The sequence below is a fragment of the Micromonospora sp. GCM10011541 genome (assembly GCF_042650725.1).
In the GTDB taxonomy this organism is placed as follows: Bacteria; Actinomycetota; Actinomycetes; order Mycobacteriales; family Micromonosporaceae; genus Micromonospora; species Micromonospora sicca.
In genome coordinates this window covers 301,282-314,898 of the sequence record NZ_JBHSBP010000049.1, presented here as the reverse complement: position 1 = coordinate 314,898, position 13,617 = coordinate 301,282, and the positions used below count along the sequence as shown (strand labels likewise).

17 protein-coding genes are annotated in these 13,617 nt (G+C 73.5%); 6 read left to right on the top strand and 11 right to left on the bottom strand.

Going from position 1 to position 13,617, the window contains the following annotated elements; genetic code table 11:
• Window positions 1-36: 36 nt before the first annotated feature.
• From ACFOYX_RS18620 to ACFOYX_RS18610, 3 genes are all read right to left on the bottom strand, one after another.
• The gene (locus tag ACFOYX_RS18620) at window positions 37-864 is read right to left on the bottom strand and encodes a 3-keto-5-aminohexanoate cleavage protein (protein ID WP_322443360.1); all 828 of its coding nucleotides are present in this window, start codon (window positions 862-864) and stop codon (window positions 37-39) included.
• Window positions 865-989: 125 nt separating this feature from the next.
• Window positions 990-2,102 carry a folate-binding protein gene (locus ACFOYX_RS18615; RefSeq protein WP_322443359.1) on the bottom strand — a complete coding sequence of 371 codons (1,113 nt, stop codon included), beginning with the start codon at window positions 2,100-2,102 and terminating at the stop codon, window positions 990-992.
• Window positions 2,099-2,527 carry a Fur family transcriptional regulator gene (locus tag ACFOYX_RS18610; protein WP_109799722.1) on the bottom strand — a complete coding sequence of 143 codons (429 nt, stop codon included), beginning with the start codon at window positions 2,525-2,527 and terminating at the stop codon, window positions 2,099-2,101. Before ACFOYX_RS18610 ends, ACFOYX_RS18615 begins: the two co-directional genes overlap by 4 nt.
• A 69-nt stretch (window positions 2,528-2,596) precedes the next feature.
• On the opposite strand from ACFOYX_RS18610, the gene ACFOYX_RS18605 reads away from it, so the two are divergent.
• Window positions 2,597-3,445, top strand: a complete 849-nt coding sequence (locus ACFOYX_RS18605) for an aminotransferase class IV (protein ID WP_322443358.1) — start codon at window positions 2,597-2,599, stop codon at window positions 3,443-3,445.
• A 9-nt stretch (window positions 3,446-3,454) separates the two neighbouring features.
• Here the strand turns inward: ACFOYX_RS18605 and ACFOYX_RS18600 are convergent, their stop codons facing one another.
• Both ACFOYX_RS18600 and mtfM read right to left on the bottom strand, forming a co-directional pair.
• Window positions 3,455-4,042, bottom strand: coding sequence for an FABP family protein (locus ACFOYX_RS18600; protein ID WP_322443357.1), 588 nt, complete (start codon window positions 4,040-4,042; stop codon window positions 3,455-3,457).
• Between the two features lie 54 nt (window positions 4,043-4,096).
• Window positions 4,097-4,201: a small membrane protein MtfM gene (mtfM, locus tag ACFOYX_RS18595; RefSeq protein ID WP_281180942.1), complete on the bottom strand. Its 105-nt coding sequence runs from the start codon at window positions 4,199-4,201 to the stop codon at window positions 4,097-4,099.
• Between the two features lie 23 nt (window positions 4,202-4,224).
• On the opposite strand from mtfM, the gene ACFOYX_RS18590 reads away from it, so the two are divergent.
• The 3 genes from ACFOYX_RS18590 to ACFOYX_RS18580 all read left to right on the top strand — a co-directional run bounded on the left by ACFOYX_RS18590 (window position 4,225) and on the right by ACFOYX_RS18580 (window position 7,109).
• Window positions 4,225-4,587, top strand: coding sequence for a DsrE family protein (locus tag ACFOYX_RS18590; protein WP_109799719.1), 363 nt, complete (start codon window positions 4,225-4,227; stop codon window positions 4,585-4,587).
• Between the two features lie 90 nt (window positions 4,588-4,677).
• Window positions 4,678-5,058 (top strand): SCP2 sterol-binding domain-containing protein, encoded by a 381-nt coding sequence (locus ACFOYX_RS18585; RefSeq protein WP_322443356.1) that lies wholly within the window; start codon window positions 4,678-4,680, stop codon window positions 5,056-5,058.
• Complete coding sequence (locus tag ACFOYX_RS18580; protein WP_238454044.1) at window positions 5,055-7,109, top strand: glycogen debranching N-terminal domain-containing protein; 2,055 nt, start codon at window positions 5,055-5,057, stop codon at window positions 7,107-7,109. Before ACFOYX_RS18585 ends, ACFOYX_RS18580 begins: the two co-directional genes overlap by 4 nt.
• Window positions 7,110-7,125: 16 nt before the next feature.
• On the opposite strand, the gene ACFOYX_RS18575 is transcribed toward ACFOYX_RS18580, so the two are convergent.
• From ACFOYX_RS18575 to ACFOYX_RS18550, 6 genes are all read right to left on the bottom strand, one after another.
• Window positions 7,126-7,992, bottom strand: a complete 867-nt coding sequence (locus ACFOYX_RS18575) for a hypothetical protein (RefSeq protein WP_322443355.1) — start codon at window positions 7,990-7,992, stop codon at window positions 7,126-7,128.
• Window positions 7,993-8,146: 154 nt separating this feature from the next.
• Window positions 8,147-8,470, bottom strand: a complete 324-nt coding sequence (locus tag ACFOYX_RS18570; protein WP_109799715.1) for a DUF1416 domain-containing protein — start codon at window positions 8,468-8,470, stop codon at window positions 8,147-8,149.
• Between the two features lie 5 nt (window positions 8,471-8,475).
• Complete coding sequence (locus ACFOYX_RS18565) at window positions 8,476-9,324, bottom strand: sulfurtransferase (RefSeq protein ID WP_238454046.1); 849 nt, start codon at window positions 9,322-9,324, stop codon at window positions 8,476-8,478.
• Between the two features lie 205 nt (window positions 9,325-9,529).
• Window positions 9,530-9,607, bottom strand: coding sequence for an Ms5788A family Cys-rich leader peptide (locus ACFOYX_RS18560; protein ID WP_311202345.1), 78 nt, complete (start codon window positions 9,605-9,607; stop codon window positions 9,530-9,532).
• A 95-nt stretch (window positions 9,608-9,702) separates the two neighbouring features.
• Window positions 9,703-10,488: a DUF2993 domain-containing protein gene (locus ACFOYX_RS18555; protein ID WP_322443354.1), complete on the bottom strand. Its 786-nt coding sequence runs from the start codon at window positions 10,486-10,488 to the stop codon at window positions 9,703-9,705.
• 80 nt (window positions 10,489-10,568) lie between these two features.
• The gene (locus ACFOYX_RS18550) at window positions 10,569-11,624 is read right to left on the bottom strand and encodes a hypothetical protein (protein ID WP_238454048.1); all 1,056 of its coding nucleotides are present in this window, start codon (window positions 11,622-11,624) and stop codon (window positions 10,569-10,571) included.
• A gap of 252 nt (window positions 11,625-11,876) precedes the next feature.
• Here ACFOYX_RS18550 and ACFOYX_RS18545 point away from each other — a divergent pair, with 252 nt between their 5' ends.
• Together ACFOYX_RS18545 and ACFOYX_RS18540 are read left to right on the top strand one after the other, a co-directional pair.
• Window positions 11,877-12,590, top strand: coding sequence for a response regulator transcription factor (locus ACFOYX_RS18545; protein WP_109799711.1), 714 nt, complete (start codon window positions 11,877-11,879; stop codon window positions 12,588-12,590).
• Window positions 12,591-12,764: 174 nt separating this feature from the next.
• On the top strand, window positions 12,765-13,610 hold the full coding sequence (locus ACFOYX_RS18540) for a polysaccharide deacetylase family protein (RefSeq protein ID WP_238454049.1): 846 nt from the start codon (window positions 12,765-12,767) through the stop codon (window positions 13,608-13,610).
• The last annotated feature ends 7 nt before the right edge of the window (window positions 13,611-13,617 follow it).

Here is a 13,617-nt window from a genome sequence, read left to right as displayed (position 1 = left end):
ACCGCCGGCGTACAGGGGTGCCGGGCCGGAGCGGGCTTACAGGCCGAGCAGCTGCCGGGCCTCGGCGGCGGTCAGCGGCGGACGCTGGGCGAGCTGGGCGAAGCCGACGGCCCGGGCGACGAGCTGCATGTTGGACTCCACCGGCCGGCCCTTGGCGTACGTCACGGTGTCCTCCATGCCGACCCGCAGGTGCCCGCCGGTCGACAGCGAGGCGAGCATGACCGGGATGGTGCCGCGCCCGATGCCGGTCGCCGAGAAGGTGGTCCCCTCCGGCAGGTCACGGAGCATCTGCTGGGCGGCGACCAGCGTCGCGGTGGTGCCCGGCATCCCGCCCGGCACGCCCATCACGAAGTCGACGTGCACGTGCCCGCCGTGCGGCAGGCCGTACTTGCCGAGCAGCCGCTGGAGGGCGGTCAGGTGGCCGAGCTCGAAGATCTCGTACTCCGGCACGATGCCCTTCTCCTGCATCCGGGTGTGCAGGTCGACGATGAACTCCCAGCGGTTGAGGAAGACGTCGTCGCCGAAGTTGACCGTGCCCATGGTGCAGGAGGCCATGTCCGGCCCGGCGTCCAGCACGGCCAGCCGGGCCGACTCCGGGTCGGTCACCGCGCCCCCGGAGGAGAGCTGCACGATCAGGTCGGTGCTCTCCCGCAGCGCGGAAACCGTCGCCCGCAGCCGCCCCTGGTCCAGGGTGGGCTTCGCCTCGTCGTCCCGGATGTGGACGTGGATCACGGCGGCGCCGAGCGCCTCGCACTCCTTGGCGGTCAACAGCAGCTCGTCGAGGGTCACCGGCAGCGCCGGCACCTCCGCCTTGGCCGACTCCGCGCCGGTGGGGGCAACCGTGATCAACGTCCCTGTCGTCATGCCGGGATCCTAGACGGCCCGCCCACCTCCAGTCGACGGCTGACGCGCGTCGTGAAGGAAGATTCGCGTATTGCTGCCCGCGAAAAAGGAAACCTTCCCGCGATACGGGGGTCGGTGCGGCACCCTTACGCCGGGTCGATGGCGGCGGCGGTCTCACCCACCAGCAGCCGGGCGTTGTCGGGCACGTTCCGCTTCAGCACCGCGAGGGCGACCTGGCCCAGCTCGTAGTGGTGCACGGCGGTGCCGACGAAACCGACCGCCCGGCCGTCCAGGGTCACCGGCGTGCCGGCGGCCGGGGGCTGGTCGGTGGTCACCCCGTCCAGGTGCAGCAGGACGAGGCGACGCGGCGGCTTCCCCATGTTGTGCACCCGGGCCACCGTCTCCTGGCCCCGGTAGCAGCCCTTGTCCAGGTGGACGGCCGGACCGATCAGGCCGACCTCGGCCGGGATGGTCCGGTGGTCGGTGTCCACCCCGACCCGGGCCCGCCGGGCGGCCACCCGCACCGCCTCGTACGCCCACAGCCCCGCCACCGGCACCCCGGCCCCCCGCAGCTCATCCACCAGCTGGGTCATCATCACCCGGGGCACCAGCAGGTCCACGCCGAGCGCCACCCGCCGGGCCAGACCGCCGATCGGCAGCGGCTTCACGTCGTACACGACGGTGGGCCGCGGTGGCAGCTCGCCGGCGCGGAACTTCGGGCCCGGCACCGCGACCAGGTCGGGCTCGGCGAGCCCGGCGACGCCGAGGGTGTCCAGCGCACCGCCGGCCTCCGGCCCGACCAGCGAGAGCAGCGCGTAATCGGCGGTGGCGTCGCGCGGGTCCACCTTGCTGAAGAAGCGCATCCGCTCCAGGTATGACAGCAGGCCCTCGGTGGCGCCCGGCTCGGTGTCCAGCCAGGTGGTCTCGCCGTCCTCGGCGACCATGGCGTGCTGCTCGACGTGGCCGTGCGGGGAGAGCACCAGCAGCTCGGTGCCCTGGCCGGCGCTCAGCGTGGCCAGGTGCTGGCTCGTCAGGGTGTGCAGCCACCCGATCCGCTCCGCGCCGGGCACCGCGACGACGCCCCGGTGCGACCGGTCGACCAGGCCGACGGCGGTGGCCAGGGTGCGCTGCTCGCGCATCGGGTCGCCGTAGTGGGCGGCAACGCCCCGCACACCGGCCGCCCGGTGGGCGGGCTCCGGCTGGTCCCGGGTCTCCTCGTCGATCGCCTCGGCGGCCACCGCTCCCGCGATGTCGATCATTTCTGTTCCCCGTCCTCGCAGTGGCCGCAGACGCCGAAGAGCGCCACGTGCCCGATGTCGACCTGGAATCCCCGCTGGGCGGCCAACTGGTCGGCGAGCGGGCGGAGCAGCTCCGGATCGATCTCGTCGATCGCGCCGCACTCCCGGCAGACCAGGTGGACGTGCTGGTGCTCGCCGGCCGCGTGATAGGTCGGCGAGCCGTGCGAAAGGTGGGTGTGGGTCACCAGACCGAGCCGTTCCAGCAGCTCGAGTGTGCGGTAGATGGTGGTGATGTTGACCCCGGCGGCGACCTCCCGGACCGCCGTGTGCACCTGCTCCGGCGTGGCGTGCCCCAGCTCCAGCACCGCCTGGAGCACCAGCTGCCGCTGCGCCGTCAGCCGCAGCCCGCGGGAGCGGAGCAGTTCCGCGAGGGAGGATTCGGACACCGTCCGATCATAGTTCGGCCGCCGCGCCCGACCGGCCGCCGATGTCGTACGCCACTAGGCTCGGCGGTCGTGGTGGCATCGCGGGTGGCCGTGCTCGGGCGGGGCGTCGTACCGGCCGGGGAGCCGGTGCTGCGCGGCGACGACCGGGGCGCGCTGCACGGCGACGGGCTCTTCGAGACGATGCACCTGCGCGACGGACGGCCCTGGCTGCTCGACGCCCACCTGGCCCGGCTGCGGGCCGGCGCGGCGGCCGTCGACCTGTCGCTGCCGCCCGAGGGCGTCCTGGTCGAGCTGCTGGACGCGGTACGCGCGGGCTGGCCGGCCGAGGTGGAGGGGGCGCTGCGGCTGGTCTGCACCCGGGGCCCGGAGGGCGGCGGGCCGCCGACCGTCTGGGCCACCCTCGGCGAGATCCCGGCGGCGGCGAAGCAGGCCCGGCGGGACGGGGTGACCGTGGCCACCCTCCCCCTCGGGGTGCCGGCCGCGGCCCGTACCGCGCTGGGCTGGCTGCCGGCCGGGATCAAGTCCACCTCGTACGGGGTGAGCACCGCGGCCCGCCGCTGGGCGGCCCGCAACGGGGTGGACGACGTGCTGTGGCTCTCCAGCGACGGGTACGTGCTGGAGGGGCCGAGCGCGAACGTGGTCTGGCTGGCCGGCTCGACGCTGTGCACCGTGCCGGCCGCGGCCACCGGCATCCTGCCCGGCGTCACCGCCCGCTGGCTCCTCGACCACGCCGGCGAGCTGGGCCTCACCCCCGGGGAACGGATGGTCACCGTCCCGGAGCTGCGGCGGGCCGGCGGGGTCTGGCTCACCTCGTCCCTGCGCGGCCTCGCCGAGGTGACCGCGCTGGACGGCACGCCCGTGCCCCGCTCCGAGCGGACCGCCGCGCTCCGGAACCTGCTGGCCTTCCCCGTCCCGTGACGGCTCGGGTCAGCCGGCCACCCGGACGAGGCGGGCGGACAGGTGCGGGCTGAGGGCGTGGCCCATGGCGGCCATCTCCTGGGCGTAGAGCAGCGCGCCCTCGACGATGCCGAACAGGCGGGCGCCGGCGGTGACCTCCTTGGCCGTCGCCGTGCGGACCACCGCGTCGGTGGCGAACTCGATCTGGGTGCCCTTGCGCTTGCCGATGTGCAGCTCCATCACGCCGGTCGGCGTGGCCATCAGGGCTTCCAGCTCGTCGGTGACCCGCTCGCCGTCCAGCACCGGACGCCACCAGCCGACCTCACGGCCGGCCGGGCGCACCGGGCGGCTCTGGTCGTCGAGGATCCACGCCCGCGACTCGTAGAACAGGAACGGCCGGCCGTCATGGCTGATCCGGATCTCCTGCGCGAAGTCGAAGTCCTCGATGGTGGGGAAACCGCCGCGCCCGCGACCGCGCCACACCCCGATGTACGGCAGCAGGCCGTCCAGGCTCGGGTGCAGCTTGGGGCCGACGCGCAGGTCGTGGCTCTCCTCGTACGGGTATGGGTCGACCGGCGGCGCGTTCAGCCACGGCGGCTGCAGCGGGTTCTCACTCACTGAAACTCTCCGTTCGTGACTGCGGGGCTCGCAAACCCGGCTCACTCCTCGCGCTCACCAGTTACCTCTCGACATGCGTACGGCAAGGTAGACCAGGCCACCGGCGAGCGCGCCCAGGCCGGCGACCAGCAGGCTGACGAACCCGATCTCGGTGACCATCCCGGCCATCCTATGCTGGCCCCATGGCCCGCACTCTCGTCGTCAAGGCCACCGCCGGCGCGGACGCCCCGGAGCGGTGCGCGCAGGCATTCACGGTCGCCGCCACGGCGGCAGCCGCCGGGGTCGACGTGTCGCTCTGGCTGACCGGCGAGTCCACCTGGTTCGCGCTGCCCGGGAAGGCACAGGAGTTCGAGTTGCCGCACTCCGCGCCGCTGGCCGAGCTGCTGCACGTGATCCTGGCCACCGGGAAGGTGACGGCCTGCACCCAGTGCGCGGCCCGCCGGGACATCGGTCCCGGCGACGTCATCCCCGGCGTGCGCATCGCCGGGGCGGCGGTCTTCGTCGAGGAGGCGATGGCCGAGGGCGCCCAGGCCCTCGTCTACTGACGCCGGCCGGCCAGCTCCGCCTGGCATGTCCTTTTCGGGCGGAGTACCGATAGTGACCCGACATGTCGGGTCACTGCCTACGATTCGGATGTGGGCGAGGTGATCGAACAGTTCTTCGCGTCACTGCCGGCGCGCGCCCCGGCGGTGCTGCGCAGTCCGATTGCCGGAACCCTTCGGATCGACCTGACCACCGGCAACCGCACCGACCACTGGCTGATCGAGCTGGCCCCCGGCTCCGTCCGGGTCAGGCACGAGCATGGACCGGCCGACGCCGTCTGGACCAGCAGCGCCGGCCTCTTCGAGCGGCTGGTCACCGGGCGCGCCCAGGGCATCGCCTCGGTGCTGCGCAACGAGTGCACGTTCAGCGGCCAGGTGCTGCTCTTCCTCGCCTTCCGGCGCTTCTTCCCCGACCCGCCCGGCACCCGCGACCCCCGACAGACCGCCCGCGAGCAGGCCGGACGGCCGGCATGAAGGAGCGGGTCAGCATCCTCGACGGCAACACCTTCCTGGTCTGCGACCGGCAGGGGGACATCGAGCCGTCCTTCGACTTTCCCACCGGGCTCTTCTCCTTCGACACCCGGTTCCTCTCCACCTGGCTGCTCACCCTCGACGGGCAGCGGCTGCACGCCCTGTCCATCGACGACGCCCAGTCGTACCGGACCCGGTTCTTCCTGGTGCCGGGCGAGCCGACGCACTACCTCGACGCCAAGGTCTCGGTGATCCGCAGCCGCTCGATCGGCGGGAGCTTCGCCGAGGAGCTGACCGTGCTCAACCACTCGGAGCGGGAGGTCGAGTTCGCCCTCCGGCTCGACATGGGCGCCGACTTCGCCGACCTCTTCGAGATCAAGCACGAGCGGCAGAAGAAGGGGCGCACCAGCCCGACGGTCGGCGACAACGAGCTCCGGCTCAGCTACCGCCGGGAGGGGTTCCACCGGGAGGTGGTGATCAGCACCTCCGCCCGCGGCGAGATCGACGACCGGGGCATGACCTTCCGGATCCGGGTCGGCCGGCACGGCGAGTGGACCACCCGGCTGCACGTCGCCACCAACATCTACGGCGCCCGCGGCGAGGACATCCGGGCCACTCTGCCGCTCGGCGGCCGCCGCGGGGCCGCGGACATCCACGCCGAGCAGAACGACCTGATCGACCGGGCGCCGAAGCTCGGCTGCGACTGCCAGTCGCTCGCGGGGGCGTACCGGCGCAGCCTGAACGACCTCGCCGCGCTCCGGTACGAGTCGATCACGCTCGGCGTACGCCTGCTCGCCGCCGGCCTGCCCTGGTTCATGACCCTCTTCGGCCGGGACAGCCTGTTCACCTCGTTGCAGTTGCTGCCGTTCCTGCCGGCACTGGTCCCGCCCACCCTGCTGATGCTGGCCGGGCTCCAGGGCAGCCGGTTGGACGACTTCCGGGACGAGGAACCGGGCAAGATCCTGCACGAGCTCCGGTACGGCGAAACGGCCGGTTTCGAGGAGCAGCCGCACTCCCCCTACTACGGCTCGGCCGACTCCACCCCGCTCTTCGTCATCCTGCTCGACGAGTACGAGCGGTGGACCGGGGACGCCGGCCTGGTCCGTAAACTCGAGTCCCAGGCCCGGGCGGCACTGAACTGGATCGACACCTACGGCGACCTGCTCGGCACCGGGTACGTCTGGTACATGACCCGCAACCCGGAGACCGGCCTGCAGAACCAGTGCTGGAAGGACTCCTGGGACTCGGTCTCCTACCGCGACGGCCGGCTGCCCGCGTTCCCCCGCGCCACCTGCGAGCTTCAGGGGTACGCCTACGACGCGAAGCTCCGCGGCGCCCGGATGGCCCGGAGGATCTGGAACGACCCGGCGTACGCCGACCGGTTGGAGCGGGAGGCCGCGGAGCTGAAGAAGCGGTTCAACCGAGACTTCTGGATCCCGGAGCGCGGGTACTACGCGCTCGCCCTGGACCCGGAGGGGCGGCACATCGACGCCCTCTCCTCCAACATCGGACACCTGCTGTGGAGCGGGATCGTCGACGAGTCCCGGGCCGTGTCAGTCGCCGAGCACCTGCTCGGGCCCCGGCTCTTCTCCGGATGGGGGGTGCGGACCCTCGCCGACGACCAGGGGCGGTACAACCCGATCGGCTACCACGTCGGCACGGTGTGGCCGTTCGACAACTCGATCATCGCCTGGGGGCTGTGGAAGTACGGCTTCCGCGAGGAGGCCGGCCGGATCTGCGAGTCGGTAGTGAGCGCGTCCCGGTTCTTCGACGGCCGGCTGCCGGAGGCGTTCGCCGGCTACGAGCGGGACCTCACCGATTATCCGGTGCAGTACCCGACCGCGTGCAGTCCGCAAGCCTGGTCGGCCGGGACCCCGCTGCTGCTGCTCCGGGTGATGCTGGGCCTCGAACCGCAGGGCGAACACCTGATCATCGACCCCGCCGTCCCCGAGGGGATGGGCCGGGTGGAGTTGCTCGACATCCCCGGTCGCTGGGGCCGCGTGGACGCCCTGGGCCGCAGCCGTAGCCCGCACGACGACACCCGGGGCCACTGACCCGGAGGGGCCGCGGTCAGCGGCGGCAGATCGCGGCGACGGTCAGCCGGACCCGCCCGTCGACGCGTTCGGCCACCACCGTGCGGCTCGACCGGTAGGCGTACAGCTCGGTGGTGGCGCGGACCTGCAGGGTGCCGTCGCTGAACCGCGACAGCGCGCCCGGCAGCGTCGGCCGGTCGGGCCGGTCCGGCGCCGAGACGGCCGTGGCCGTCCGGGCCGTCGCGCCGTCCGGGCAGGGCGCGGCGGAGACCTCCACCGGGCCCGCCGCGCCGCCGAAACCACCCAGCAGCTCGGTGACCATGGCCGCCTCCGACCCGCCGTCGGCGGTGGGGGCGCGGTAGCCGGCGCCCACCGGTCGGCAGCCGGTCTCGGCGGTGAGCCGGACCCGGCCCGACCCGGTGGAGCGACCCTCCACGGCGACGAACTCACCGGCGTCGGCGCGCAGCACCGGCCCCTCGCCGGTCACCCGGACCCCGGCCCGCCAGTCCGCCGGCAGCCGGTCGGCCACCCGCTGGAGCAGCCCGCGCGCGTCGTCGTCGGCGAGGAGCACCTCCACCCCGCGGGTCAGCGCGGCGCCGTCCGCGAACGGGGTGACCCGGCAGCCCCGCCGGAGCACGTCCGGCACGAGCCAGGCCGCGCCGCCGTCGCCCGCCGCCGCCAGCAGCTCACCCACCGCCCGGTCGACCACCGGCCCGGCCTCGGCCAGGCTGCGCTGCTCGCGCACGGTCGGCGGGTCGTCGCGGACGGAGATCCAGGTCAGCACGGCAAGCAGCACCGCCCACGCCACGGTCGCGGCCAGCAGCCAGCGCAGCCGCCGCCGGCCGGGGGCCGGCTGGTCGGGACCGGTCGGCGGGGCGTACCCGGCCTGGACAGCACCACTCACCGGGCCATGGTGTCACGCGGCGGCCCGCCCCCGGCGCCGGCCCGTGCACAGGTACGACCACCCCGGTCACGGGACCGGGCCCCGGCGGGACGGCCGACGGGGCCGGTCACCCCGGGCCGGGGCGACCGGCCCCGTGGGCCGATCAGAGCGTGGGTCAGGCGGCGACCGTGACGGTCACCTCGTTGATCCCGCGGGTGGCGGTGACGGCGGTGTCGCCGTTGCCGTGCCGGGACAGCGCCCGCAGGGTCCAGCTGCCCGGCGCCGCGAAGAACCGGAACTGGCCGGCCGGGGAGGTGACCACCTCGGCGGTGAACTCACCGGTGGAGTCGAGCAGCCGGACGTACGCGCCCGGCACGACCTCGCCGGACTCGGCCAGCACCTGGCCGGTGATGACGGTTTCCTTCTCCAGGTCGAGGCTGGCCGGCAGCGGCGCGGCCTGGTCGGGAGCCGCGCAACCGGCGGCGGTGGGAGCGGTCATGGAAATCAGGCCTCCCCGGGCTCGTCGCCGAGCGCGATCGGCACGCCGATCAGCGAACCGTACTCGGTCCAGGAGCCGTCGTAGTTCTTCACGTTCCGGTGCCCGAGCAGCTCCTGGAGCACGAACCAGGAGTGCGAGGAGCGCTCGCCGATCCGGCAGTACGCGATCGTCTCCTTGCTGTCGTCCAGGCCGGCGGCGGCGTAGATCCTGCGCAGCTCGTCGTCGGACTTGAAGGTGCCGTCCTCGTTGGCCGCCTTGGACCACGGCACGCTGATCGCGGTGGGCACGTGGCCCGCCCGCTGCGCCTGCTCCTGCGGCAGGTGGGCGGGGGCGAGCAGCCGGCCGGCGTACTCGTCGGGGCTGCGCACGTCGACCAGGTTCTTGGTGCCGATGGCGTCGACCACCTCGTCCCGGAAGGCGCGGATCGAGCGGTCGGGCTCCTGCGCGACGTACTGCGTCGCCGGGCGCTCGACCTTGTCGGTGACCAGCGGGCGGGCGTCCAGCTCCCACTTCTTGCGGCCGCCGTCGAGCAGCTTCACGTCGCGGTGCCCGTAGAGCTTGAAGTACCAGTACGCGTACGCGGCGAACCAGTTGTTGTTGCCGCCGTACAGGATCACGGCGTCGTCGTTGGCGATGCCGCGCTCGGAGAGCAGCGTCTCGAACTGGGCCTTGTCGAGGAAGTCCCGGCGGACCGGGTCCTGGAGGTCGGTGCGCCAGTCGAGCTTGATCGCGCCGGCGATGTGGCCGGTGTCGTAGGCCGAGGTGTCCTCGTCGACCTCGACGAAGACGACGCCCGGGGCGTCGATGTTCTTCTCGGCCCACTCGGCCGAGACGAGTGCGGTGTCGCGACTCATCAGATCACTCCCTGGTGAGGATGGATGGTGAGCCAGCGCGCGGAGGTCGAAGTCGATGATTGTCGCACCACGCGCGGGACCCAGAGCTAGGAACGGGATCACGGGTTCGTGCGACGGCGCCGCTGCCGGGCGATCAGGGGAGCACCGGAGGGTACGCGGACCCTGCGTGCCGGTGGCCGCTAGGCGGCCGAGGACAGCCCCGCCGTCAGATGACGGGGCGACACAGGCAGGTGGCCACGCGGCACAGGTCGACCGCGCGCCGTTTGGTGAGGAGTGTCCCCATGAGCAGGCAGCCTACCAGCCGGCCCTCGGGGCGCCACCGGACCGACCAGCATCCGGGACGCCGCTCCCGGCCGGTGGTGGGCGCGGCGTGGCCGGTCAGCCGGCCGAGTTGATGGGTACGTCCCGCGCGTCGGCGGTCACCGTCAGCCCCTCCGGCTTCGGCTCGACCGTGCGGACGTTGAGCTGGAACGGCAGCTCGGGCAGGGGCACGTCGACCGAGATGCCCTTGGCGTAGTTGGCCAGCAGCGTCCGGGCCAGCGGCACGTTGGGCAGCCCCTCGGCGTTCAGGTTGTTGAAGCGCAGCGCCACCTTGTTGTCCCTGACGGTCACGTCGGCGGTGCCGACGACGGTGAGCTTGACGCCGAGGATGTCGACCGGAGCGGTGACGGCCAGCTTGCCGCCCTGCTCCCCGAGGGTCAGCCCGGGCCGGTCGAGCAGCTTGGCCAGGCTGTCGTAGGTGATGGTGCCGCGACCGTCCACGCGCTCGGCGACCACCTCGCCCTGACCGGAACGGATGGTGTCCAGCGAGGCCCGCACGTCGCGGGCGTCCACGTCGAGTCGCGGCACGCTGACCGTGTCGCCCCGCACCGGACCCTGCACGTCGGTCAGCACGATCGAGATGTGCTCGTACTTCCCGGCCAGCACCTGGGTCAGGAACGGGAAGCCGCCGACCTGGACCTGCGGCGCGGCGGACTGCGCGTCCTGCTTGGCGACCTCCTGCTTCACCTGGTCGGCGATGGCCCGCTCGGCCACGCCGGCCGCCACCCGGTCGGCGACCACCAGCAGCCCGGCCAGGACCAGTAGCAGGACGACGAACCCGATCAGCACCTTGCGCCCGCGCCGCCGGGGCCGTTCCTCGTACGCCGCCTCGGCCTGTGACACGCCGCCTCCTGTGTTCGCTGTCGGTCGCCGCGGTGCGGCGCACCGGTAGTACCCGATGGCTGGATCGCTCAATCGCCGGCTCAGAGGAAGAGCACGCACATGGCGTACGCGGCGGGCGCGGCCAGCGCGAAACCGCCGAGCGGGCCCTGCATGTGCCGGGCCACCCACATGGTCGGCGCCTCGCCGGCCATCAGCCGGCCCGCCTCCGCGTACCCGACGGCGAGGTCGGCCAGCACCGCGGTGGCCGCGGTGACCAGGCCGATCAGGGCGGCGCTGGTCGGGGTGAAGCCGACCAGGTAGCTGCCGAGCACCGCGCTGACCAGGGTGCCGACCATCGCGCCGACGACCACGCCGGCCGCACCCCGGGGCACCTGGGGGGCGAGCCGCGGCCAGGGCGCCACCGCGTCGGTCAGCCGGGCCACGGTGAGCGCGGCGCCGGTCGCGGTCAGGCAGACGGTGATGGCCTGGGTGCCGGCCGGGATCCGGCTCAGCACGATCAGGGTCCCGAACGCGACCACGCCGACCACGATGAGCAGCGTGCCGCCGAGCGAGTCGGTCACCCGGACCCGGTCGACCCGGCGGACGAGCTGACCGAGCACGCCGAGGACGAAGCCGCCGACCGCCGCGTACCCGAGGGGGGCCAGGCCGGCGATCTCCGACTGCACGGCGGCGGTGTCGGCCGCGGCGGCGACACCGGCGCTGACCAGGGCGACCAGCAGCAGCGCGGGCGGCCGCATGGCCATCGTCCAGGCCAGCACGAAGAGCAGTTGGACGCCGAAGATGATGAACGCGAACGGCAGCCGGTGCCCGGGCCCGGCGGTCTGCGCGCCGAGCACCAGGCCCACGCCGAGCAGTGCGGCGAACCCGGCGACGGTGAGCGCGAGCGGTCGGCGTACCGCGACCGGCTCCACCTCCTCCTCGGCGGTGTCGTCGGCGGGCTCGTCGTCGGGCCGCCGGGCCGGGCCGCCCTTGCGGAGCCGGCGGGGACCACTCCGCTCCCGCCGCTCCCCGCCCTCGTCGGCGGCCGGGCCGGTACGCGGGCCCGGCGGGTAGCCACGGGAGGGGTCGGCCGGCGCCGGACGGGCGCCGCCGGCCCAGGGGTCGCGGCCGGTCTCGGGCGAGGTGGAGGGAAACACGCCCCGATCGTGCCAGACCGGGCCGCCCCGGCGGAGGTCACGGTTTCGGCAACGTTAAAACCTGCGCCGCGATCAGGGGCAGATCAGACAAAGCGGAAAGGGCACGGAGGTGAAGCCGGGGCGATCGGTTACGCTCAAGCCGTTACCCGCCCGTCAGCGACGCCGGGACCCACGCAAGTTCTCAGCGCCACCCCGGTCGGGCGTGCCGCTGTTCGCGCGCGGTCGAAGGGCCGCCGGGACGGAGGTGATCGTGTGGAGCTCCTGCTGCTGGTGACCGCGCGCGCAGGTGAGCCATCGGCGGTGCTGCCGGCACTCGACCTGCTGCCGCACTCGGTCCGCACCGCGCCCCGCGACGTCCGCACGCTGGTCAGCGGGCCCAGCCCGGACGCGGTCCTGGTGGACGCCCGCGCCGAGCTGAGCGAGGCCCGGGCCACCTGCCGGATGCTGCACGCCACCGGGCTCGGCGTGCCGCTGGTCGCGGTGGTCACCGAGGCCGGCCTGATCGCGCTCAACGCCGACTGGGGCGTGGACGACGTCATCCTGGCCGGGGCCGGCCCGGCCGAGGTGGAGGCCCGGCTGCGGCTCGCGGTGGGCCGGATCAGCAACGCGACGGCGGGGGCCGGCGGCTCGATCCGGGCCGGCGAGCTGACCATCGACCCCGACACCTACGCGGCGAAGCTCAAGGGCCGCCCGCTCGACCTCACCTACAAGGAGTTCGAGCTGCTGAAGTTCCTGGCCCAGCACCCGGGCCGGGTGTTCACCCGGGACCAGCTGCTGCGCGAGGTCTGGGGCTACGACTACTTCGGCGGCACCCGTACGGTCGACGTGCACGTCCGGCGGTTGCGCGCCAAGCTCGGCTCGGAGTACGAGTCGATGATCGGGACCGTCCGCCAGGTCGGCTACAAGTTCGTCGTCCCGCCGTCCCGTTCGTTGCCCGAGTCGGAGCCCGCCCCGCTGTCGGTCTGACCGGCTGTTCGACCAATACACCCCCTTAGGGGCTCATTTTACGTTCGCCCGTTCTGCCCGACCTGCCCAGTTTTAGGCTGACTGCCGGGTCGACACAAAGGGGGCGACGGTGGGCGTGATCATCACGGGGGCGACGACAGGACCGGGCCCCGATCCGAACGGTCGGGGCTTCTGATGCCCCGGTCGACGCTGCGGGCCACCGGGGTCGTGACGCTGGTGGCGGCCGCGCTGCTCGGCTCGGCGTACGCGCTGGGCCGCAGCCTCCTCCCCGACCAGCCGGGACACGGCACCGGCGTGACGGCGAGCGTCAACAGCCCGCGCTACGGCGACCAGCCGCCGAGCCCGGCCGACTCCCCGGAGGCCCCCTCGGCGAGCCCCACTCGGGAGGACCGCCGGCCCTCCGCCGACGGCGGCGAGGGGCCCTTCGGCAGCCTGGTCTCCACCGGCTCCTCCCGGGTGGCGCTCACCTTCGACGACGGGCCGGACCCGCTGTACACCCCCGAGGTGCTCGCGCTCCTGCGGGAGTACAACGTCAAGGCCACCTTCTGCGTGGTGGGCGAGAACGTGGAGAGCCACCCGGACCTGGTCCAGCAGATCGTGGCCGAGGGCCACACCCTCTGCAACCACTCGTGGAACCACGACATCGACCTGGGCACGCGCCCGCCCGACGAGATCCGGGCCGACCTGCTCCGCACCAACGAGGCGATCCGGGCCGCGGTGCCCGGCGCGCCGATCGCGTACTACCGGCAGCCCGGCGGGGCCTGGACCTACCGGGTGGCGTCGGTCTGCGGGGAGCTGGGCATGGCGCCGCTGCACTGGGCGGTCGACCCGGCCGACTGGACCGTGCCCGGCGTCGCGAAGATCACCGCCACGGTGCTGACCCAGACCGCGCCCGGCGCGATCGTGCTGATGCACGACGCCGGCGGGGACCGTGCCGGCACCGTGGCGGCGCTGCGGTACCTCCTGCCCGAGCTGATGAGCCGGTTCCAACTGGAGGCGCTGCCCACCGGCACCACGTGACGGGAGT

What these genes read in the sequence shown, in the direction of transcription:
- ACFOYX_RS18620 (WP_322443360.1), bottom strand. Translation starts at nt 864, where the DNA reads ATGACGACAGGGACGTTGATCACGGTTGCCCCCACCGGCGCGGAGTCG.
- ACFOYX_RS18615 (WP_322443359.1), bottom strand. Translation starts at nt 2,102, where the DNA reads ATGATCGACATCGCGGGAGCGGTGGCCGCCGAGGCGATCGACGAGGAG.
- mtfM (WP_281180942.1), bottom strand. Translation starts at nt 4,201, where the DNA reads ATGGTCACCGAGATCGGGTTCGTCAGCCTGCTGGTCGCCGGCCTGGGC.
- ACFOYX_RS18590 (WP_109799719.1), top strand. Translation starts at nt 4,225, where the DNA reads ATGGCCCGCACTCTCGTCGTCAAGGCCACCGCCGGCGCGGACGCCCCG.
- ACFOYX_RS18580 (WP_238454044.1), top strand. Translation starts at nt 5,055, where the DNA reads ATGAAGGAGCGGGTCAGCATCCTCGACGGCAACACCTTCCTGGTCTGC.
- ACFOYX_RS18570 (WP_109799715.1), bottom strand. Translation starts at nt 8,470, where the DNA reads ATGACCGCTCCCACCGCCGCCGGTTGCGCGGCTCCCGACCAGGCCGCG.
- ACFOYX_RS18565 (WP_238454046.1), bottom strand. Translation starts at nt 9,324, where the DNA reads ATGAGTCGCGACACCGCACTCGTCTCGGCCGAGTGGGCCGAGAAGAAC.
- ACFOYX_RS18560 (WP_311202345.1), bottom strand. Translation starts at nt 9,607, where the DNA reads ATGGGGACACTCCTCACCAAACGGCGCGCGGTCGACCTGTGCCGCGTG.
- ACFOYX_RS18540 (WP_238454049.1), top strand. Translation starts at nt 12,765, where the DNA reads ATGCCCCGGTCGACGCTGCGGGCCACCGGGGTCGTGACGCTGGTGGCG.